17 protein-coding genes are annotated in these 20,621 nt (G+C 71.5%); 12 read left to right on the top strand and 5 right to left on the bottom strand.

Going from position 1 to position 20,621, the window contains the following annotated elements; translation table 11 throughout:
• Positions 1-179: 179 nt before the first annotated feature.
• Positions 180-947 (bottom strand): L,D-transpeptidase family protein, encoded by a 768-nt coding sequence (locus AB0D14_RS23600; protein WP_362782090.1) that lies wholly within the window; start codon positions 945-947, stop codon positions 180-182.
• A 358-nt stretch (positions 948-1,305) separates the two neighbouring features.
• Between AB0D14_RS23600 and AB0D14_RS23595 the strand changes: the two genes are divergently transcribed.
• The 4 genes from AB0D14_RS23595 to AB0D14_RS23580 all read left to right on the top strand — a co-directional run bounded on the left by AB0D14_RS23595 (position 1,306) and on the right by AB0D14_RS23580 (position 7,343).
• Entirely contained in the window at positions 1,306-2,613 is a 1,308-nt protein-coding gene (locus AB0D14_RS23595) for an endo-1,4-beta-xylanase (protein ID WP_362782320.1), read from the top strand.
• A 205-nt stretch (positions 2,614-2,818) separates the two neighbouring features.
• Positions 2,819-3,259: a PPOX class F420-dependent oxidoreductase gene (locus AB0D14_RS23590; RefSeq protein WP_362782087.1), complete on the top strand. Its 441-nt coding sequence runs from the start codon at positions 2,819-2,821 to the stop codon at positions 3,257-3,259.
• 169 nt (positions 3,260-3,428) lie between these two features.
• Positions 3,429-4,574 carry a S1 family peptidase gene (locus tag AB0D14_RS23585; RefSeq protein ID WP_362782084.1) on the top strand — a complete coding sequence of 382 codons (1,146 nt, stop codon included), beginning with the start codon at positions 3,429-3,431 and terminating at the stop codon, positions 4,572-4,574.
• 321 nt (positions 4,575-4,895) lie between these two features.
• Positions 4,896-7,343, top strand: a complete 2,448-nt coding sequence (locus tag AB0D14_RS23580; protein WP_362782081.1) for a GH92 family glycosyl hydrolase — start codon at positions 4,896-4,898, stop codon at positions 7,341-7,343.
• Positions 7,344-7,423: 80 nt separating this feature from the next.
• Here the strand turns inward: AB0D14_RS23580 and AB0D14_RS23575 are convergent, their stop codons facing one another.
• Positions 7,424-8,251: a DUF1206 domain-containing protein gene (locus AB0D14_RS23575; protein WP_362782079.1), complete on the bottom strand. Its 828-nt coding sequence runs from the start codon at positions 8,249-8,251 to the stop codon at positions 7,424-7,426.
• A 176-nt stretch (positions 8,252-8,427) separates the two neighbouring features.
• On the opposite strand from AB0D14_RS23575, the gene AB0D14_RS23570 reads away from it, so the two are divergent.
• From AB0D14_RS23570 to AB0D14_RS23550, 5 genes are all read left to right on the top strand, one after another.
• Positions 8,428-10,104 (top strand): FAD-dependent oxidoreductase, encoded by a 1,677-nt coding sequence (locus AB0D14_RS23570; protein ID WP_362782076.1) that lies wholly within the window; start codon positions 8,428-8,430, stop codon positions 10,102-10,104.
• Complete coding sequence (locus AB0D14_RS23565) at positions 10,101-11,573, top strand: ATP-binding protein (protein WP_362782073.1); 1,473 nt, start codon at positions 10,101-10,103, stop codon at positions 11,571-11,573. Before AB0D14_RS23570 ends, AB0D14_RS23565 begins: the two co-directional genes overlap by 4 nt.
• Positions 11,570-11,920: a UBP-type zinc finger domain-containing protein gene (locus AB0D14_RS23560; protein WP_362782071.1), complete on the top strand. Its 351-nt coding sequence runs from the start codon at positions 11,570-11,572 to the stop codon at positions 11,918-11,920. Before AB0D14_RS23565 ends, AB0D14_RS23560 begins: the two co-directional genes overlap by 4 nt.
• A gap of 63 nt (positions 11,921-11,983) precedes the next feature.
• The gene (locus AB0D14_RS23555; protein ID WP_362782068.1) at positions 11,984-15,019 is read left to right on the top strand and encodes an AAA family ATPase; all 3,036 of its coding nucleotides are present in this window, start codon (positions 11,984-11,986) and stop codon (positions 15,017-15,019) included.
• 157 nt (positions 15,020-15,176) lie between these two features.
• Positions 15,177-15,530 carry a hypothetical protein gene (locus AB0D14_RS23550; RefSeq protein WP_362782066.1) on the top strand — a complete coding sequence of 118 codons (354 nt, stop codon included), beginning with the start codon at positions 15,177-15,179 and terminating at the stop codon, positions 15,528-15,530.
• Between the two features lie 71 nt (positions 15,531-15,601).
• Here the strand turns inward: AB0D14_RS23550 and AB0D14_RS23545 are convergent, their stop codons facing one another.
• The 3 genes from AB0D14_RS23545 to AB0D14_RS23535 all read right to left on the bottom strand — a co-directional run bounded on the left by AB0D14_RS23545 (position 15,602) and on the right by AB0D14_RS23535 (position 18,497).
• Complete coding sequence (locus AB0D14_RS23545) at positions 15,602-16,231, bottom strand: DUF6624 domain-containing protein (protein ID WP_362782064.1); 630 nt, start codon at positions 16,229-16,231, stop codon at positions 15,602-15,604.
• Between the two features lie 17 nt (positions 16,232-16,248).
• Positions 16,249-16,827, bottom strand: a complete 579-nt coding sequence (locus tag AB0D14_RS23540; RefSeq protein WP_362782062.1) for an ATP-binding protein — start codon at positions 16,825-16,827, stop codon at positions 16,249-16,251.
• Between the two features lie 239 nt (positions 16,828-17,066).
• Complete coding sequence (locus AB0D14_RS23535) at positions 17,067-18,497, bottom strand: hypothetical protein (RefSeq protein WP_362782059.1); 1,431 nt, start codon at positions 18,495-18,497, stop codon at positions 17,067-17,069.
• 291 nt (positions 18,498-18,788) lie between these two features.
• Here AB0D14_RS23535 and AB0D14_RS23530 point away from each other — a divergent pair, with 291 nt between their 5' ends.
• From AB0D14_RS23530 to AB0D14_RS23520, 3 genes are all read left to right on the top strand, one after another.
• The gene (locus tag AB0D14_RS23530) at positions 18,789-19,610 is read left to right on the top strand and encodes a helix-turn-helix transcriptional regulator (RefSeq protein WP_362782317.1); all 822 of its coding nucleotides are present in this window, start codon (positions 18,789-18,791) and stop codon (positions 19,608-19,610) included.
• Positions 19,611-19,613: 3 nt separating this feature from the next.
• Positions 19,614-19,859 carry a DUF397 domain-containing protein gene (locus tag AB0D14_RS23525; protein ID WP_362782056.1) on the top strand — a complete coding sequence of 82 codons (246 nt, stop codon included), beginning with the start codon at positions 19,614-19,616 and terminating at the stop codon, positions 19,857-19,859.
• A 218-nt stretch (positions 19,860-20,077) separates the two neighbouring features.
• Complete coding sequence (locus AB0D14_RS23520) at positions 20,078-20,620, top strand: hypothetical protein (protein ID WP_362782053.1); 543 nt, start codon at positions 20,078-20,080, stop codon at positions 20,618-20,620.
• Position 20,621 lies beyond the last annotated feature (1 nt).

Raw genomic sequence — 20,621 nt, 5'->3', positions numbered from 1 at the left:
GTGCCTCCGCTGAGGCGGCGCAGAGGCGTCACACGGATACTGACCTCCGGCTGCTGAGTGGTGTCCATGGGTCCACAGTGCGCCAGAGGTGCCGGAGCAACCAGATCTCTCCTGTGGGCAGGACCACGGCTCCTGGTATCCGGACCACCACCCAACCGGCGGCGGGGAGTCCCTTCAGCTCAGCGTCTCAGCGCGGCCGCGTCACCCATGACCACCACCGGACGGCGGTCGGGGCGCACGGCTCGCAGCAGGGCCTTCATGTGGTTCTCGCGCAGCGTGACACAGCCCTGGGTGGGACCGCCGTGGTCGACGTGGAGCCAGATGCCGCCGCCGCGGCCCACTCCGAGAGGCCGCGTCCAGTCCAGTGGCGTGGTGCCGGGCTCGCGGTTGTAGTTGATGGCGAGGACGTAGTCGAACGAGCCGGCCAGGGGCTCGCCCCCGGAACCCGTCCCGTCGATGGCGAATCCACCGGAGTGGTCGTACGGGAGCCGGGTGCCGGGATCGGGGAGCAGGCCGCCCGCGTCCGTGAGCGCGTACACGCCGACGGGTGAGCGGAGATCGCCGGCCCGGTGGCGGTCGGTCCAGCCCTTGAGTGCGTTGTGCGCGGGCCAACCCGGTCCGCCGTGCCAGCCGGACGCCGTGCGCTCGTGCAACACCGCGGTGGACAGGGGGGAGTTCCGCCCGCGGCCCGTGACCACGAGCACCTGACTCGTCTTCGGCGGGATCTCGGCCCACGTCCCGGAGCCCAGGCCCGGCAGTTGTCGTGGCGCCACGTCCAGGGAGATCCGGGGGGCGGGAGCCGGCCTGGCCGCGCCCGCCCTCGTCGTGTTCGCGCCCGGTTCGCGGTCCGTCGTCGACGCCGCTCCGGCGCCGCAGCCGACAAGGAGAAGTGAGGCCGCCAGGACGGCGGCGGGACGGCGTACGGCGCCGCGTGTGCTCGTGATCATGCGTCGACCCTGACCGACACACAGGCGGAACTCGTCAGGCCGACACGATTCATCTTCTTCGAAACATTCGCGTCGCAGGACGATTGTTCTGCGGAATCTAGGCACGAAATCGCCATCGGGCAAGGGCACTGGTGAGACACACGAGGTGAGCCGACCATCTTGAGCCATCCCAAATCCGTTGCGGCACAGCCCGTTGACGCCCTATTGAGCCAGCCGTAGGGTCTGCGCAGCCATTCGGAAACATGCTCGAAACTTTCGACCTACAGAAGGGGACGACATGGTCGCCCGCACTTTCACGGACCACACAACCACCCCACCGCCCCGCCGGTCCCGCGCCCGAAGAGCCCTGGTGCTCGGCATGGCGAGCCTGCTCGCCACGGCCGGCGTCACCGCTCTCGCGGGAACGGCCGTGGCGGCGAGCACCCTCGGCGGCGCGGCGGCGGAGAAGGGCCGCTACTTCGGCGCCGCGGTCGCGGCCAACCATCTGGGCGAAGCCGCGTACGCCTCGACGCTCGACACGGAGTTCAACTCGGTGACCCCCGAGAACGAGATGAAGTGGGACGCGGTCGAGCCGAACCGCAACTCCTTCTCGTACGGATCCGCCGACCAGATCGTCAGCCATGCCCAGAGCAGGGGCATGAAGGTCCGCGGGCACACCCTCGTCTGGCACTCCCAACTGCCCGGCTGGGTCGGCGGGCTCGGCGCCGCCGACCTCAGGACGGCGATGAACAACCACATCACCCAGGTCATGCAGCACTACCAGGGCAAGATCCACTCCTGGGACGTCGTGAACGAGGCCTTCCAGGACGGCAGTAGCGGCGCCCGGCGCAGCTCCCCCTTCCAGGACAAGCTCGGCAACGGCTTCATCGAGGAGGCGTTCCGCACCGCACGCGCGGCGGACCCGGCCGCCAAGCTCTGTTACAACGACTACAACACCGACGGGGTCAACGCGAAGAGCACGGCCGTCTACAACATGGTGAAGGACTTCAAGGCGCGCGGTGTGCCGATCGACTGCGTCGGCTTCCAGTCCCACTTCAACAGCGCCTCCCCCGTGCCCGGCGACTACCGGGCGAACCTGCAGCGCTTCGCCGACCTGGGCGTCGACGTACAGATCACGGAGCTGGACATCGAGGGCTCCGGCAGCGCGCAGGCCAGCAGCTACATCAACGTGGTGAACGCCTGCCTGGGCGTCTCCCGCTGCACCGGTATCACCGTCTGGGGCGTCACCGACAAGTACTCCTGGCGCGCGAGCGGGACACCGCTGCTGTTCGACGGCAACTACGGCAAGAAGGCCGCCTACACCGCGGTACTCACGGCCCTGGGCGGCAGCGGCTCGGGCGGGGGTGGCGGAGGGGGCAACGCCGCCTGCACGGTGTCGTACAGCAGGACGGCCGACTGGAGCGACCGCTTCAACGGCCAGGTGACGGTGACCGCGGGCAGCGCCGCCATCACCGGTTGGACAGCGACCGTCACGGTGGCCTCCCCGCAGAAGATCTCCACGACGTGGAACGGCACGCCCAGCTGGGATTCGAGCGGCAACGTCATGACCATGAAGCCGAACGGCAACGGGAGCCTCGCGGCGGGAGCGTCGACGAGTTTCGGGTTCACCGTCATGAAGAACGGCAACTCCTCGGCACCCACGCTCGGTTCCTGCACCGCTTCTTGATTTCTCGGGAACCGAGAGCGTGGCGCGGCGGTTCCGGTCGCCGCGCCACGTCCGGTGTCCCGGAGTACCCGCCCGGACGCGGAATACGCCGTGGGACAGACCGCGAAATGCGGGATAGGCGGGATAGGCGGGATACACCGTGCAAAACGTACGAACCGTCCGGGTGTGGCGGAATGCCCGGCACCGTCACGGGCGTTGACGGCACATGACGGATGACACCAGCCAGGACGCACTGCTCGAACTCCTCTCCGAGTACGACGGCGGAGTGCTGACGACGCTCAAGCGCGACGGACGCCCGCAGCTCTCGAACGTCAACCACGCGTACCACCCCGGCGAACGGATCGTGCGCGTCTCACTCACCGACGGCCGCGCCAAGACACGCAACCTGCGCCGGGACCCGCGGGCCTCCTACCACGTGACCACCGCGGACCGCTGGGCCTACACCGTCGTCGAAGGCATCGCGGACCTCTCACCCGTGGCCGGCGACCCCGGCGACGAGACCGTGGAGGAGCTGATCCGGCTCTACCGGGACGTGCAGGGCGAGCATCCCGACTGGGACGACTACCGGGCCGCCATGGTCCGCGACAGCCGCCTCGTCCTGCGGCTTCACGTCCAACGCGCGTACGGCGTCCCCCTCGCACGCTGACCCTGCGTCCTCCTCGCCCGCCGACAGCCTCTGTTTTTGGTCTGTACCTGACGATAATCAGCCGCTAGGCTCTGCCCCGCATCCCATGAGAGCGCTCTCACAGTTCAGCTGTTCCGCCCCCACCTCGCTGGAACAACGAAGGGCTATCGCCTTGAGACGCACGACGAGCATGAGCACCGGCCTGGCCTCACTCCTCCTCATCGGCTCCTGGGCGGCCGTCGGCGCAGGACCCGCCTCGGCCGCCGCCCCCGAAGCCGCCCCCACCTCGAAAGCCCCGGCCTCCGCGGCCCTCATCGACGCCATGCAGCGGGACTTCGGCCTGACACGCGCCGGAGCCGAGGCACGGCTCGCCGCCGAGAAGACGGCGACCGCCACCGAGCCGAAGGCCCGGCGTGCGGCGGGATCCTCGTACGGAGGCTCCTGGTTCGACGCCGACAGCGGCAGACTGACCGTCGCCGTCAAGTCCGGCACCACCGCCGCCACCCTCGACTCCGTACGCGAGACCGGGGCGGCCGTCCGCACCGTCAAGTACAGCGCACATCAGCTCGACGCGACCAAGGCACGCATCGACAAGCTGGACGCGCCCGAGGGAGTCAGCAACTGGTACGTCGACGCCGAGGCGAGCTCGGTCGTCGTGGGCGTCGTCGCGGCAGAGCGTGCTGACAACGATGTCCGGTCGTTCCTCGCGCGGGCCCGGGCCGCAGGTCCCGTGACCGTCCAGGAGACCGCGAAAGCACCCGAGACCTTCGCGGCCGGGACGGTCGGCGGCGACCCCTTCTACACCGGCAACGTCCGCTGCTCCATCGGCTTCTCGGTGCACGGCGGCTTCGTCACCGCGGGGCACTGCGGCGGGGCGGGGCAGGGCGTCAGTGGCTGGGACCGCTCGTACGTGGGCAACATCCAGGGCTCCTCGTTCCCGGACAACGACTACGCCTGGGTCAACGTCGGCAGCGGCTGGTGGACAGTTCCCGTCGTGCTCGGCTGGGGCACCATCTCCGACCGGCTCGTACGCGGGTCCGCCGAGGCACCCGTCGGTTCCTCCATCTGCCGGTCCGGATCGACCACGCACTGGCACTGCGGCAACGTGCTGGCCAAGAACGAGACCGTGAACTACAGCCAGGGCGCCGTGCACCAGATGACCAAGACCAGCGTCTGCGCGGAGCCGGGCGACTCGGGCGGCTCCTTCATCAGCGGTGACCAGGCGCAGGGCGTCACGTCGGGCGGCTGGGGCAACTGCTCCACCGGTGGCGAGACCTGGTACCAGCCGATCAACGAGATCCTCAACCGGTACGGGTTGACGTTGCACACGGCCTGACGTCGGCGCGCGCCGTTGGACGGGCTCCATCGCCGGGAGGTGGCGGGCCCGTCTCTACCCGCGTGCTCCGTGTCCATGTGGACCTCGGCGCTCCGCACGGGGCGATGTCGTGTGCGGGTCGCGGAGGGCTGAGCGCGCCGTTCCCCGCGCCCCTGGCGGGGCGGGGTTGGCGCGTTGGATTCACCGCGCGTTCACCGGGGCTGCCGGTTCCGTCGGTGCGCGCCGTATCCCGGGCGTCTACGCTCGGCCGCACTTCGTGGGGCCGGCCGCCTGCCGGGCGGCCGGCCCCGTGGTCCGTCCTCACGGAAGGTCCCCTGGCACATGGTCCTCAGTTCCGCCGCCGTATCGCGGAGGTTCGGCAGGAGAGCGGCAGCTCTCGCGCTGACCACCGCACTCGCCGCCGCCCTTCCCGGCCCGCTCTCCTCGGCGGCCGACGCCACCACCGCGCCGGTCCGCCCCACCGCGTACGTCGACCCGCTCATCGGCACGGCGAACGGAGGCAACACCTACCCGGGTGCCAACCTCCCGTACGGCATGATCGGCTGGTCCCCGACCAGCACCCGGGGTGACCAGACCAGTACCGGCGCGGCCAACGGCTACGAGTACGGCGCGACCCGGCTGCGCGGGCTGAGCCTCACCCATGTCAACGGCGCGGGCTGCAACCCGGGCGCCGCCGGCGACGTACCGATCATGCCGTTCGTCGGGGACGTCACCTCCTCGCCCTCGGCGGACACCAAGGACGCCGTCTACGCGGCGAACTTCTCGCACGCCGACGAGCAGGCCGTGCCGGGCCGCTACTCCGTGGGGCTCGACTCCGGCGCCCGCGCCGACCTCGCGGTGTCGCAGCGGGCCGGCGTCGCCGACTTCACGTTCCCCGCCGACAAGCCCGCCAACCTGCTCTTCCGGGTCTCCAACTCGCTCAACGGCAGCGAGGACGCGGAGGTGAAGATCGACCGGGCGAAGCGCAAGGTGACCGGTTCGGTGCTGACCGGCGCGTTCTGCGGCCGGCGTGCCAACGGCGGTGTCAACAACCGCAAGAGCTACTACCGGCTCTACTTCACCGCCTCGTTCGACCGCGACTTCTCGACCACGGGGACGTGGAAGGACGGCACCCTCTCCCCCGGTGCCACCACGGGCAGTGGCGGCGAGGGGTACGCCACGGGCGCCGCCCGCGCGGGCCGCGGTTCCGGCGGCTATGTCGGCTTCGACACCGGGTCCGACAACGATGTCCGCATGCGGCTCGGCATCTCGTACGTGAGTCTCGCGGGAGCCGAGGCGAACCTGCGCGAGGAGATAGCGCCGAAGGCGAGCGTCGACAAGGTGGCGGCGGCCGGCAGCAGGGCCTGGGACCGCGAACTGCGTTCCGTGCGCGTCGGCGGTGGCAGTGAGGCCCGGCGGACCGCCTTCTACACCGCGCTCTATCACTCCCTCCAGCAGCCCAACCTGGTCAGCGACACCGACGGCCGCTATCCCGGCATGGACGGCAGGGCGCACCGGATCGAGCGCGGGCAGGGGGCGCAGTACAGCAACTTCTCCGGCTGGGACCAGTACCGGGCGCAGATCCAGCTCCTCGCCCTGCTCAAGCCGGGTATCGCAGGGGACTTCGCGCAGTCCCTCTACAACTTCGCCCAGCAGAACGGCGGGGTCTGGGACCGCTGGGTGCACATCAACGGCCCGACGCATGTCATGACCGGCGACCCGACGGCGGCCACCCTCGCCACCTTCTACGCCATGGGGGTGCGCAACTTCGACTACCGCGGTGCCTTCGACTCGCTGGCCGAGCAGGCCACCGTGCCGCACCCGGACGGGCTCTCCGACGCGGGCTGCCCCGGCCAGTGCACCGGTCAACGGCCCAACCTGGCGCAGTACATGACCTCCGGGTACGCGGCGCAGGACGTGTGCCACTGCTGGGGCGGCGCCGCCGAGACCCTGGAGGACGCGGTCGCCGACGACGCGCTCGGCCGCTGGGCCGAGCTGCTCGGCCTCGACGAGCAGGCCGCCGCCTTCGCCGAGCGGGGCGGCTGGTGGCGCAACGTCTACAACCCGCAGGCCACGGACGGGGCGGGCACCAACGGCTACATCCAGGCCCGCAACCTGGACGGGTCGTGGGTCACACCCTTCACCCCCGGCAGCGACCGCGGGTTCGCCCAGGGCACCAGTGCCACGTACACCTGGATGGTGCCGCAGGACGTCCAGGGCCTCGCCGAGGCCATGGGGGGACGTGAGGTCGCCGCGAACCGGCTCGACAACTTCTTCCACAAGGCCGACGGCTCCTGGTCGGTGAAGGGCGGCGACGCGCTGCGCTACGACCCGACCAACGAGCCCGGCATCCACGCACCCTGGCTCTACAACGCGCTCGGTCAGCCGTGGAAGACCCAGGCGACCGTCCGGCAGATCGTCGACACCGTCTACGGCACGGGACCCACGGGACTGCCCGGCAACGACGACCTCGGCACCATGTCCGCCTGGTACGTCTTCTCGGCCCTCGGCATCTACCCGCAGACCCCGGGCACCGCCAACCTCCTGCTCGGCGCACCGCTGTTCCCGCACGCGGTGATCGGCCGGCCCGGCCGCACCGACCTCGTCATCGACGCGCCCGCCGCCGACGCCACGCACCCGTATGTCGGCGGAGTCCGGCTCAACGGCCGTACGCACGACCGGTCCTGGACGGACGGCAGCCTCCTGCGGACCGGCGGCACGCTGAAGTTCAGCCTCGTGGCGGAGCCGGACACCGGCTGGGCGACAGAGCCCGCCGGACTGCCCCGCTGACACCACATTCCCACCGGCACGACATGGGTGTGGCCCCGAGTCCGTCCGGACTCGGGGCCACACCCATGTGCGTCGACCGGTCAGAGCTTGCGATACCTGGCCATCGCGAACGAGAACACCCCGAACAGCATCAGGCCGACGGCGATGAACACCAGCAGCCACGGACCCGCCGGGGTCTCGGCCAACGAGCGGAGGGTGTCGTCCATGCCCTTGGCCTTGTCCGGTTCGTAGTCCACGGCCGCCCGGACCGCGAAGCCTCCGGCGACCGCGAACACCAGACCGCGGGCCACACCGCCACCGGCACCCGTGACGTCGACCGTCCGGCGCACCGGGCGTGACATCTCACCGAGCCTCATGTGCTTGTGGAACTTCCGGCGCGCGGCCTGCACCACCATCCAGACACCCGCGCACAGGATCACCACGCCCGCCACACCCACGAGCCATCGCCCGGCGGGCAGGTCCATGGCCCTGGCCGTCGCGTCCCGGGACTTGCCGTCGCTCGATCCGCTGCCGCCGGAACCCGCGGCGAACGAGAGAACGGAGTAGGCGACGAAGCCGTAGAACACGGCTCGTGCCGCCGACGCCCCCCTCTTCTTCGCCTTGTGGCCGTCGGGGCCCGCCGCGCCGAAGGCCGTTTCGGACAGCCGCCAGAGCGCCATACCGACCAGTCCGACGCCCAGCGTCCAGAGCACGACCGCTCCGAAGGGCTTCCCGGCGACCTCCTGGAGCGCACCCCCCTGGTCCGCCTGCTTCCCGCTGCCGCCGAAGGCGATCTGCAGCGCCAGCAGGCCCACCAACAGGTAGATGACACCGCGCGCGGTGAAACCCGCCCGGGCCGCGCCCTCCATGGCCGGGGACGCCTTGTGCTTCCCCACCCGACTGCCTCGCGTCAACGTGCTTGCGTTCATCGTTGCCTCCCGTCTCCGGATGCCCCGGCCCGGCCGGACGACACCCACGGCTCCGACCGGGCGGTACCTCCCCTTTCCGGAGCGAAGCGGGGCGATCGAACATACGATGAGCAGGCAACTGGAGCGGCGTCGCGCGAAAGCGCGCCAGGGCGCCGACCACTCGGGGTGGGAGACGAATGGCACAGGGCACAGACGCAAGCCGGGCCGTCATCCTGACCGTGGACGACGACCCGGGAGTCTCGCGTGCCGTGGCCCGTGACCTGCGCCGTCGCTACGGCGAGGCGTACCGGATCGTGCGCGCGGAGTCCGGGCAGAGCGCTCTCGACGCGCTGCGCGAGTTGAAGCTGCGCGGTGATCTCGTCGCGGTGATCCTGGCGGACTACCGCATGCCGCAGATGAACGGCATCGAGTTCCTGGAGCAGGCCCTGGACGTGTACCCGGGGGCGCGGCGAGTGCTGCTGACCGCGTACGCCGACACGAACGCGGCGATCGACGCGATCAACGTGGTGGACCTCGACCACTACCTCCTCAAGCCGTGGGACCCGCCCGAGGAGAAGCTCTATCCCGTCCTGGACGACCTGCTGGCCGCCTGGCGGACCTCCGACCACCGGGCCGTTCCGATCACGAAGGTCGTCGGTCACCGCTGGTCGGCCCGCTCGTCGGACGTGCGGGAGTTCCTGGCCCGCAACCAGGTGCCCTACCGCTGGTACTCGTCGGACGAGCCGGAGGGCAAGCGCCTGCTGGCCTGCGCGGGACAGGACGGGGAGCGGCTGCCGCTCGTGGTCACCGCGGACGGGGCGGTGCTGGTCGAGCCCGACGATCCGGAGCTGGCCGCCCAGGTGGGCCTGGCCACGACGCCGACCGCCGAGTTCTACGACCTCGTCGTCATCGGCGGCGGACCGGCCGGTCTCGGCGCGGCGGTGTACGGCGCCTCGGAGGGCCTGCGGACCGTACTGGTGGAGCGCTCCGCGACCGGCGGGCAGGCGGGCCAGAGCTCACGCATCGAGAACTACCTGGGCTTCCCGGACGGGGTGTCCGGGGCGCAGCTCACCGACCGGGCGCGGCGTCAGGCGTCGAAGTTCGGCGCCGAGATCCTGACGGCACGCGAGGTGACCGGCCTGGAGGTCACCGGGGCCTCGCGCACGGTGCGGTTCTCGGACGGTTCGGCGATCGCCGCGCACAGCGTGATCCTGGCCACGGGTGTGTCGTACCGGCAGCTCGACGCACCGGGCGCCGAGGACCTGACCGGGTGCGGGGTCTTCTACGGGTCGGCGCTGACGGAGGCCCCCGCGTGCCAGGGGCACGATGTGTACATCGTCGGCGGGGCCAACTCCGCCGGGCAGGCCGCCATGTACCTGGCCAGGGGCGCTAAGTCGGTCACCCTGCTGGTGCGCGGCTCCTCCCTGGCCGCGTCGATGTCCCACTATCTGATCGAGCAGATCACCGACGCGCCGAACATCTCGGTGCGTACGGGGACGGTCGTCGACGCGGTGCACGGTTCCGGCCACCTGGAGCAGCTCACCCTGCGCGACCTGGCGAGCGGCCACACCGAACTCGTCGACGCGCAGTGGATGTTCGTGTTCATCGGCGCGGCGCCGCTGACCGACTGGCTGGACGACACGGTCCTGAGGGACGAGCGCGGGTTCATCGTCACCGGGCCCGACCTGGCCGCCGGCGGGCAGCCGCCGCCCGACTGGGAGCTGGACCGGCCGCCGTACCACCTGGAGACCAACGTGCCCGGAGTGTTCGTGGCGGGCGACGCGCGCGCCGAGTCCGCCAAGCGTGTCGCCTCCGCCGTAGGAGAGGGAGCCATGGCCGTGATGCTCGTCCACCGGTATCTGGAGCAGTCGTGAGCGGGCGGCCGATGCCGTGCGACGTCACGGAGCTCGGCACGCTGTTCCTGTTCGAGAAGCTTGACGCCGAGCAGTTGGGGCGGCTGTGCGCCGAGGGCCGGGTGGAGCTGTTCGAGCCCGGCTACGTCTACGAGGAGGGGGAGCCCGCCACGTGCTTCTTCGTCCTCCTGGAGGGCACGCTCGTGATGTCACGCCGGGTCGGCGGCGACGACGTGGAGATCAGCCGTACGTCCCAGCGCGGGGTGTACTCGGGCGCCATGCAGGCCTATCTGACCGCCCCGGACGACGTGCGCTACAAGGGCTCCCTGCGGGTCACCGAGCCCTCGCGGTTCTTCGTCCTGCCGGCCGAGACGTTCTCCGCGGTCCTGCGGGAGTGGTTCCCCATGGCCGTACATCTACTGGAGGGGCTCTTCTTCGGCAGCCAGAACATCCAGCGGACCATCGGGCAGCGTGAGCGGCTGCTGGCGCTCGGCTCGCTGTCCGCCGGGCTGACGCACGAGCTGAACAACCCGGCCGCGGCGGCGGTCCGGGCCACGTCCGCGCTGCGCGAGCGGGTGGCCGGTATGCGGCACAAGCTCGGCATGATCGCGACGGGCCCGTTCGCGCGCGACGCCCTGGGAACGCTCGTCGAGATCCAGGAACGCACCGCGGAGCAGGTCGCCAAGGCCTCTGCCCTGAGTCCGCTGGAGGCCTCCGACCGGGAGGACGCGCTCGGCGACTGGTTCGACGACCACGGCATCGCGGGCGGCTGGGAGCTGGCGCCGACGTTCGTGCAGGCCGGGCTGGACACCGACTGGCTGGACCAGGTGGCTGCGACGGTGGACGAGGGGACGCTCGAAGGCGCGGTCAGGTGGCTCAACTACACGGTGGAGACCGAGTTGTTGATGAACGAGATCGAGGACTCCACGACCCGGGTCTCGCAGCTCGTGAACGCGGCCAAGCAGTACTCGCAGCTCGACCGGGCGCCCTACCAGATCGCCGATGTGCACGAACTGCTGGACAGCACCCTGATGATGCTCGGCGGGAAGATGGGCGGCGGCGTCCGGATCGTCAAGGACTACGACCGCTCGCTGCCCAGGATTCCCGCCTATCCGGGCGAGTTGAACCAGGTGTGGACGAACCTCGTCGACAACGCCGTCTCGGCCATGGGCGGCGAGGGCGTACTGACCGTGCGCACCGCGTCCGAACGGGAGCAACTGCTCGTCGAGTTCCGCGACACGGGGCCCGGGGTGCCGGAGGAGATCCGCGGCCGGATCTTCGACCCGTTCTTCACCACGAAGCCCGTGGGCGAGGGCACCGGGCTCGGCCTCGACATCTCCTGGCGCATCGTCGTGAACAAACACCACGGGCATCTGCAGGTGCACTCCGTGCCCGGCGACACCCGGTTCCAGGTGTTCCTCCCGCTCACCGCGGCGGAAACCGGCACGGCGTCCGACACGGAATCCGACACCTCTCAGGAGGCCTCATGACCACTTCGGACGGAATCGACCCGAGTGTGCCGCCGAGCGGCACGGGGTGCGTCGAGTGCGACGCCGCGGGCGGATGGTGGTTCCATCTGCGGCGCTGCGCCCAGTGCGGTCACATCGGCTGCTGCGACGACTCCCCCGCCCGGCACGCCACGGCCCACCACCACAGCACGGGCCACCCCTTCATCCGCAGTTTCGAGCCGGGCGAGGCCTGGTTCTGGAACTTCAAGACGTCCGAGCTGTACGAGTCCGGCCCCGACCTCGCCCCGCCGCTCAGCCACCCGGCGGACCAGCCGACGCCCGGCCCCGCCGGACGGGTTCCGGCGGACTGGGCGCGGACGCTGCGCTGACCGGGGCCGGGTGCAGGAGCCGGGTGCCGGGGGCCTGTCGGTGGCGCGTGCCAGGATGGATCTGTGCCGACCACCGCATTCACCACGCCGTTCATCGGGCGTGAAGACGAACTCGCCCGTCTGACCCTGGTTCTGGACCGGTCCCGGGCCGGTGAGGCACGGGCCGTGCTGGTCGCCGGGGACGCGGGGGTCGGCAAGACCCGCGTGCTGGCCGAGGCCGCCGGACACGCCGCGGAGGCAGGCACGACGGTGGTCACGGGGCACTGCGTCGACCTCGGGGACGTGGGGCTGCCGTATCTGCCGTTCACCGAGATCCTGGGCGTCCTCGCCGGTGACGAGCGGTTCTCCGCGGCGATGGCCGCACATCCCGTGGTCGACCGCCTGCTCGGTGGCGGCGGCACCGCGCGGGACGCGGACGGACGTCCGCAGCTGTTCGAAGGCATGGCCGCGATCCTGGCCGAACTGACGGAGATCGCCCCGCTGCTGCTGGTCCTGGAAGACGTGCACTGGGCGGACCAGTCCTCCCGTGACCTGCTGCGTTTCCTGCTCAGCAGGGGCATCCTGCAGAATCCCCGGGCGCGGCTGCGGGCAGCCGGCGTGCCCTCCGGTGCGGGAGGTGCAGGCGGCGCAGGCGGCACGGGAGGCGCGGGTGGCGCGCTCGGTCAGCGCCTGGCGGTCTTCGCCTCGTACCGCGCCGACGATCTGCACCGCAGACACCCGTTGCGGCCCCTGCTCGCCGAGTTGGTGCGGTTGCCCGCCGTCGAGCGGCTGGAGGTGCGGCCGCTGCCCGACAAAGAGGTGACCCGGCTCGTCCGTTCCCAGCGGACCGGCCCACTGCCCGATGCCACGGTCCGCCGTATCGTCGAGCGCGCCGAGGGCAACGCGTTCTACGCGGAGGAGTTGCTCGCCGCCACTTCGCAGACCATGCCCGGCGCCGCGACCGCCGTGCCCAGCGGGCTGGCCGACGTGCTGCTCATCCGTTTCGAACAACTGCCGCCGACCGCCCAGCAGGTGCTGCGTACCGCGGCGGTCGCCGGGCGCCGCGTCGAGCATGATCTGCTCCGCGACGCGGTGCAACTGCCCGAGGAGGAGCTGGAGTCGGCGCTGCGCGAGGCCGTCGGCCGGCAGCTCCTCGTCGCCGGCGAGGGCGACACCTACTCCTTCCGGCACGCCCTGATCCGTGAGGCGGTCTACGCCGATCTGCTGCCGGGTGAACGGGTGCGGCTGCACGGGGCGTTCGCCCGGGTGCTGGTCGGGCGGGGCCGGCCCGCCGAGAGCGCCGCGGAGCGGGCCCACCATTCGCGGGAGAGCCACGATCTGCCCGACGCGCTGGCGGCGTCGTTGGAGGCCGCCGACCACGCCGGGCGGGTCCGCGCGCCCGCCGAGGAACTGCGTCACCTGGAAGCCGCCCTCGACCTGTGGTCGGCGGTACCCGCTGACGCCCGGCCGGACGGCTTCGACACGGTCACGCTGACGCTGCGCGCCTCGGCCGCCGCCGCGCACGCCGGTGAGACCCACCGGGCGGTCTCGCTCACCCGGGCGGCGCTCGCGCGGGTGGGCTCGGACGAGGACTCCGAACTGGCCGCCCGGGTCCGTTACACGCTCGCGGGCAACCTCATGCGGGTCGACAACCTGACAGCGGCGTTCACGTACAGCAGCGAGGCCCTGGCGATGATCCCCGCCGACCCTCCGTCGCGTACCTGGGTCTGGGCCGCGTGCACCCACGTCATGGCGGCGACCTATGTGGGCGACGACGAGACCGCCCGCCGCGTGGCCCGCCAGGCCCTGGGAATCGCGGAGGAACTCGACGTACCCGACGCCCAGGCCGATCTGATGATCTCCCTGGTCAGCCTCGAAGGGGAGAACCGGACCACCCCGGAGGGACAGGGCCGGCTGCGGAAGGCCCGAGAGCTGGCCCGGCGCGCGGGGAACACGGCCATCGAGGTGCGCGCACTGTTCAACCTCTCCATCGGCTCGCACGAGGCCGGTGACCTGGACGAATGCCTGAGCTGGCTCTCCGAGGGCCTGGAGCGCGCGGGCCGCGCCGGGCTGCTCGCCTCGCCCTATCCGCTGGAGATGCGCTACCTGCGCTCCCTGGTCCTCTACTCCCTGGGCCAGTGGGACGCGTGCGTGCGCGCGGCGGAGAGCGACGCCGAACGGCTGCCGGCGGCGGGGGGTTACGCGATCGGCCCGGCGCTGTCGGTGGCCCTGGCGCGTGGTGATCTGGGCGCGGCCGAGCGGGCCCGGTCCCTCCTCGACGGGCCGTTCGACTGGATGGCCACACTCGTGGCGGGCATCCTCCTGACCGACGCGGCGGTACTGCGCCACGATCCCGAGGCAGCCGTCGAACAGGTCCGTACGACGGTCGCGGCCCTCGTCGACGACGCCGGCACGACGCCCCATGTGGCGGTGCGGCTCGCGGCGCTCGCCCTGACCACCGTCGCGGACGCGGCAGTGGCCGCCCGCCGGACCGGCGACGAGGAGGACATGCGGCGCTGGGCGCAGACCGGGACGGAGCTGATCGAGATGGCCCGGCTCACGACGGCCAACGGCGAGCACGGTTTGCCGCAGGGACCCGAAGGACGGGCCTGGCTGGCGCGTGCCGAGGCCGAGTGGGCGCGGGCCGGCGCCGAGCCGGACACGGAGGCCTGGGAGAGGGCTGTCGAGGCCTTCGGCCACGGGGATGTCTATGAGCAGGCCCGCTGTCGTCTCCGGCTCGCGGAGAGCCTGGCGGCGTCGGAGCGTCGCGAGGAGGCGTCCGGGCAGGCGCGCGCGGCGCACGACACGGCGGTGCGCCTCGGTGCCGTGCCGTTGCGCGACGACGTGGAGCGGCTGATCCGTCGGGCCCGCCTCGCGGAGAGCTCCCCGACGGCGGGCGGGATTCCCGCGCTGACCGCCCGGGAGAACGACGTCCTGCTGCTCCTCGCGCGGGGCCGGACCAACCGGCAGATCGGCGAGGAACTGTTCATCAGCGGCAAGACGGCGAGCGTGCACGTGTCCAACATCCTGGCGAAGCTGAGCGCCGCGAGCCGTACGGAGGCGGTGGCGATCGCGTACCGCGAGGGGCTGGTGCGGGCGGAACCGTCCGCTTCCGGGTGACCGCCGCCCGGGCCGGTGTGCCGCCGCGGCTGCGGGGTCCGGCGGATGGCGGTGTCATGGAGACAGGCCCACCTCAGGGCCGAGCCACCGTTTGTGGCATGGGCAACCGGTTACCCGAGCGGATGGCGCGCATTCGTACAAGCAAAGGTGGCTGTTCATGACGTCCGGCACGCATCTCGCTCTGACGCTCACTCTCACCGGCGGCTCGGCCGCCGACGCGCGGGCTGTCGTCCACACGCTCGAACCCGTCTTCGGATCGGCGGACTCCCGGCCCGGCGACGGGGACGCCACGGTCTACACGGCGACCTTCGGCGACGACGCTCCGGCCGACGGAGGCCGGACGCCGCCCGCCGAATCGGGGCTCTCCACGTCCGTGACCGTCACCCTGCAGGGCAGTCCTGAGGCGGTGCGCCGGGCCGACGAAACGCTCTCCGCGGCCTTCAACGTCCACGAGGAGGGCGTGGCCCCGGGCGACCAGGAGCAGGAGCGGGAGCTGCGTCTCAAGCCCTAGGGTGCCGGCTCCGGCCCCGGCTCCGGCCCCGGTGAACCGTGGCGCCGCCTCACCCGTCGGGCCCAACGGTCTCACCTGCTGAGGCGCAGGGTCCGCATCTGTACATCGAGGGGGGCCAGCCCGACATCGCGGCGGCGCTCGTCGAGCGTCCCGGGCCGGCGGACCGGGTACGGGCGGAAGGTCGCGGGGTCCACACGGGTCCCGTAGAACTGCGGCTGCCCCAGTTCCACGGCGCAGTGGTCGGCGATGTACGCGTGATGCGGCGCCGGGCAGCGGCCGTCCGCCGTGGCCTGGGCGATCAGGTCGCGGCACGCGAGCTGGAAGTCGAGGTCCGGGGCGTGCAGCAGGATCATCAGGGCCGCAGTCGAGGCGGGTGCCCCGACGAGGTCGGAGGTCGGCCAGGCATGGCGCCGGACGATCGCCTTGAGCGCCGCGGCGTTCTCCTCGCGGCACTGTGCGATGCGGTGTCGCGCGGCCGGCGTGGGGCTGTGGTGCGCTTCCGTCATCGCCCGGTGTTCCTCCTCCACCCGGCGGACCAGTTCGCGGGCGAGGGCGGAAGCGAGCGCCGGAAGCACCGTCGGGCGGCCCTCCCGTGTCCCGTCGGGCGCGAGCCCCGAGCGTTCCTCGTCGGTCGCGGTCGGGGGTATCGAGTCGGCCGCCGCGGTCACGTCGGTCGCGTATCCCTGGTGTATCTCCCCCATCCCGTTGTGGGTAGCGGTCATGGCACGCCCCGGGTGTTCTCCAAGTTCCGTACGTCCAGCGAGAACCACACCCGCTTACCCGTCTCACCGGGCTCCGGCGCCGCGATGCCCCAGTCGTCGGTCAGCGCGGCCACGATGGCGAGCCCGCGTCCGGACTCCTCCGCCATGCCCGCCGTGCGGTGGCACGGCAGATCGGTCGAGCGGTCGGCGACCGTGACGCGCACCTCGTGGCCGGTGCACTCGACACTGACCGTGACCGTGTCCCCGGGGCCCGGGCTGCCGTGTCGGACCGCGTTGGCGAACAGCTCGTCCGTGGCCAGGACGGCGTTGTCCAGCACTTCATCGGGCAGCTGAAGATACGACAGCCGTTCGGAGACCGTGCGGCGCACGCCGGAGGCGCGTGACGGCTGCGCCGCCACCACGGCGCGAAGGACCCGGGGCGAACTCGGCGTGGCGGGGAGGTTAGGGACTGCGGAGGCGGCGGCCACGGCCTGGGCGCTTTCACCGGTCCGCGTCGGGGCGGAGGGCACGTCGAGGTCCGGGGGATGTGTCAGTGAGGGCGACGGCGGGCGGCGGTGCTCACGGGGTGCCGTCATCGTGCCTCCTTCGTGGGCAGCACGGGTGGGGTCGGTCTCGGAGGCTGCTCGTGCAGCCAACCCTCCGGACGGGTGGGACGGCCAGGGAGTGAGGGGGTTGTCCGGTTGCAACCGCGTAGTGGTGTGGCATGCACGTTCGATCGGGGGGCCGGCCTGCCGCCCGTCGGCCGGGCCCAGAACGCGTCCTCTCCCGGCGGCTGCTGAGCCGGGGCGCGGACAGACCGCATCCGGTCCTGTCGTCATGCCACAGCCCCCAGCACGGGGCGGGACCTGCGCTCGAACTCCTGGACCAGCGGCTCGTGGCGGCTGGGCGCCAGCCTGTTGCGGAAGTCGCGCAGCGCCTGGATGGAACGCTCGCTGTGCACCGTACCGAGGCCGCTCAACGCCTCGGTCGCGGTGCCGATGGCCTCGTCGAGCCGGTTCTGCTGCAGATGCGCGGTCGCGAGCACGGAACGGCTGATCGCCTGGCGCCTGCGCCGGTCCCCGTTGGCGGCGACGGACTCCTCGGCCGTGCGCTCCGCCTGCGCGGCCAGGCCGAGATCCCGGAAGCACAGGGCGGATTCGGCCTGCAGGTAGTGGTGGTCGAGGAAACGGACCCAGACGGACTCCTGCGCCGCTCCCCGGCTCGCGTCCAACTGGCGCTGCGCCAGGTATAGGGCCTCGGTCGTCTCGGCGGCGCGGTTCTGCGCCGCGTGTCCGCGCGCCGACATGGCGTACAGGCGCATCAGGCCGAGCGGGCTGCCCGAGTCCCGCGCGGTGGCGATGCCCGCCCTGGCCAGCGCCACCCCCTCGTCCGGACGGCCGAGGCCGGTGGCCAGGTGGGAGAGGCCGGCCAGGATCTGCCCGCCCAGCACACGGTCGCGGCCCTCCGCGCAGAGTCGCAGCGCCTGGGTCATGTAGCGCTGCGCCAGTCCGTACTCCCCCGCGTCGTACGAGCTCCAGCCGGCCATCGCGGCGAGGCGGGCCGCGGCGGCGTACAGCAGGCACCGCTGGTGCGGGGGCGTGCCGCGGCGCTGCAGCATGGGGACGACCTCGGTGCACAGGTAGTGCACGATGCTGGTGCGCACTCCCCCGCCGCCGAAGTGGTTGTCCATATGGTCGAACATGCCGATCATGGCGTGGACCTGCTCGACCGGCCCGCCGCCGGCCACCGGATCGAGACGGGCGCCCTCCGGGCTCTCGACCAGCCAGAGCAGCCACTCCCGCTGCGGGCTCATCAGGGCGCCGGCGACGAAGGGGACGGTACCGAGGAGGCTACGGCGCGAGATGTCCGTGGAACCGAGCTCGGCCAGAGTGTGCAAGGTGTCCGCCAGGTCCTCTCGGTAGACGAGCGCCCTGCCCACGACCGGACGCTGCTGCTCGGGCAGGAAACCGAGGTCCGTGGGCGAGACGGGCAGCCCGAGTCGCTCGGACAGGACGGCGGCGATCAACCCCGGTGTGTTCGCCCGCGGTTGCTGCCCGTTCAGCCAACGGGCGACCGATGCCTTGTCGTAGTTGGACTCCATACCCTGCCTGCGGCCCAGTTCGTTGACGCGAAGGGCGAGCGAGGCGTAGGAGCAGCCGGCGTCTCTGAGGGCGGCCGCCAGCGCCTTGTTGGCCCCGGCAGGACCCTTTCCCGGGCTCCCCGGGCTCCCGGGGGTCCTCGACTGTCCGTCGGTCACGGTGGCCATCCAGGTCTCGCGTCATGGTGCCGCGGGCTCGCCCGGCCCGCCGGGGTGTCAAGTGCGCTGCGACCGAGCGCTGTTGTGCGCCGTCGCCGCCGCGCTGTGCGGTAGGTCACTCGAAGCCTATGATTGCGTACACACTCAACTCGTAACAAGCGCTCTGATAATTTCAGAACGAACCGCACGCCTCTGTCTGTGTCAGTGACGGCATGGCAAACTGCTCGCTGTGACGGGCGTTCCGGGAGGCAGGACGTGAGTGACAACCGCTCGGGCGGCAGTGCGCCGACCGTCCTGCGGATGGTCCTCGGAAAGCGGCTCCGGCACCTGCGGGAGCAGGCCGGGGTCTCGTTCGAGGACGCGGCGCGGGCCATCGAGGTCACCCCTCTGACGGTCCGCCGTATGGAGAAGGCCGAGGTCGGCCTCCGTATCCCCTACGTGCGGGAGTTGCTGCACACCTACGGAGTCCCCTCGGCGGAAGTGGACGACTTCCTCTCGATGGCCAGGGAGGCCAACCGGCCCGGCTGGTGGTACTCCTACCGCGATGTGCTGCCGGAGTGGTTCAGCGCGTACGTGAGCCTGGAGAGCGAAGCCAGCGTCATCCGTCTCTACGAACCCCACTACGTCCCAGGCTTGTTGCAGACGCACGACTACGCGGCCGCGCTGATGCACACCGGCTTTCCCAACGAGACGAAGGCGGAGGTCGACCGCCGCGTCGCCCTGCGCCTGAGGCGCCAGGACCTGCTCGCCAAACCCGACGCCCCGGCCGTCTGGGCCATCCTCGACGAGACGGTGCTGCGCCGGCCGGTGGGCGGGGCCGAAGTGATGCGGGCCCAGATCGACCGCCTGACCGAGGTTCTGGACATGCCGAAGGTCCGGATCCAGATACTGCGGTTCTCGGTGGGCGCGCACGCCGGCGCGTTCGGCCCGTTCCACTACTTCCGCTTCGGCTTCTCCGAACTTCCCGACGTCGTCTACACCGAAAACCTCGTCGGCTCGGTCTACGTCGACCAGCCCGCCGACGTCGTGACGTACCTCGAAGTACTGGACCGGATGTCCGTGCAGGCGGAGCCGGTCGCCCGGACCAGGAGCATCCTGGGTGAACTGCGTGAGGAGTTGTGAGCCATGACGTCCATGGACCCCATCTACAGCGGCATGCCGGCCATCGATCTGGGCACCGAGGGCTGGGAGAAACCCTGGAGCGGCACCAACGGCGGGAGCTGCGTCGAGGCCAAGCGGCTGCCCGACGGAAGCGTGGCCTTCCGCCAGTCCAAGGACCCGGACGGGCCCGCGCTGGTCTACACCCGGGACGAGATGATCTCGTTCCTGCGGGGCGCGAAGTCCGGCCAGGCCGACTTCCTCGTCGCCTGACCGCGGCCGTCTGACCTCGGTCGCCTGACCCCGACCGTCTGACCCTGGTCGCCTGACCCCGGTCGCCTGACGCCGCCCGCCCTTCCGGAGCGGCGCCCAGCACACCGGCACAGACGACCACCACTACGGCCGCACAACCGGACAACCCGCACGCGCACTGCCACCGTCCGGGTTGTACCGGTCACACTGAGGAGGTCGGCCGTCCTGGAGGGAGTGCTATGCGCACACTCCACGAGGCGCTCGCCCAGTGCCGGACACTGGTCGTCGAGGGCCCGGACGGCATCGGCAGGGGCGCACTCCTCGCCGAGGTGGCCCGCGCCGGATTCGCGATCCGGCACTCCCGGGGGCATCTGCACCACGTGGATCCGACCCGCCCGTACCGCGAACTCCTCTCCGCTCCCGGCCGGCTGGCCGTCGACGGCGGCATCATCCATGAACTCGTCTACGGGCCGCTGCGCCGTGGGCACTCCCGGGTGACCTGGATCCAGGCGCTCGACTTCGCCGAGGCCGTGGCGGCACGGAACGGGGCCCTTCTCCAACTGGCCCGCTCCGGGCGCGCCGCGGACGCCGAGAGCGCCGAGGCGGCCGAGGCATACGCCCGCGCGTTCCGCACCCTCGCCCAGCACGCTCCCGTCGTCACGGTCGCCATGGTCGGCACCGCTGACACCTCCGGCCCCGAGGGACCCGGTCCCCCTATCCGCACACCGGACACTTCCACTCACCAACGGGCGAGATACGTACGTAAGTTGACGGTACGTTAGT

This window comes from Streptomyces sp. NPDC048484, assembly GCF_040651415.1.
GTDB lineage: Bacteria > Actinomycetota > Actinomycetes > Streptomycetales > Streptomycetaceae > Streptomyces.
Note: the sequence above shows the minus strand (reverse complement) of the source record. Positions and strands in the feature narration are given on the sequence as shown.

Bases quoted from the DNA above. Each gene is read 5' to 3' on its own strand.
- AB0D14_RS23560 (WP_362782071.1), top strand. From the start codon at position 11,570: ATGACCACTTCGGACGGAATCGACCCGAGTGTGCCGCCGAGCGGCACG.
- AB0D14_RS23600 (WP_362782090.1), bottom strand. From the start codon at position 947: ATGATCACGAGCACACGCGGCGCCGTACGCCGTCCCGCCGCCGTCCTG.
- AB0D14_RS23520 (WP_362782053.1), top strand. From the start codon at position 20,078: ATGCGCACACTCCACGAGGCGCTCGCCCAGTGCCGGACACTGGTCGTC.
- AB0D14_RS23575 (WP_362782079.1), bottom strand. From the start codon at position 8,251: ATGAACGCAAGCACGTTGACGCGAGGCAGTCGGGTGGGGAAGCACAAG.
- AB0D14_RS23535 (WP_362782059.1), bottom strand. From the start codon at position 18,497: ATGGCCACCGTGACCGACGGACAGTCGAGGACCCCCGGGAGCCCGGGG.
- AB0D14_RS23590 (WP_362782087.1), top strand. From the start codon at position 2,819: ATGACGGATGACACCAGCCAGGACGCACTGCTCGAACTCCTCTCCGAG.
- AB0D14_RS23545 (WP_362782064.1), bottom strand. From the start codon at position 16,231: ATGGGGGAGATACACCAGGGATACGCGACCGACGTGACCGCGGCGGCC.
- AB0D14_RS23595 (WP_362782320.1), top strand. From the start codon at position 1,306: ATGGCGAGCCTGCTCGCCACGGCCGGCGTCACCGCTCTCGCGGGAACG.
- AB0D14_RS23570 (WP_362782076.1), top strand. From the start codon at position 8,428: ATGGCACAGGGCACAGACGCAAGCCGGGCCGTCATCCTGACCGTGGAC.
- AB0D14_RS23525 (WP_362782056.1), top strand. From the start codon at position 19,614: ATGACGTCCATGGACCCCATCTACAGCGGCATGCCGGCCATCGATCTG.
- AB0D14_RS23585 (WP_362782084.1), top strand. From the start codon at position 3,429: ATGAGCACCGGCCTGGCCTCACTCCTCCTCATCGGCTCCTGGGCGGCC.
- AB0D14_RS23530 (WP_362782317.1), top strand. From the start codon at position 18,789: ATGGTCCTCGGAAAGCGGCTCCGGCACCTGCGGGAGCAGGCCGGGGTC.
- AB0D14_RS23540 (WP_362782062.1), bottom strand. From the start codon at position 16,827: ATGACGGCACCCCGTGAGCACCGCCGCCCGCCGTCGCCCTCACTGACA.
- AB0D14_RS23550 (WP_362782066.1), top strand. From the start codon at position 15,177: ATGACGTCCGGCACGCATCTCGCTCTGACGCTCACTCTCACCGGCGGC.
- AB0D14_RS23580 (WP_362782081.1), top strand. From the start codon at position 4,896: ATGGTCCTCAGTTCCGCCGCCGTATCGCGGAGGTTCGGCAGGAGAGCG.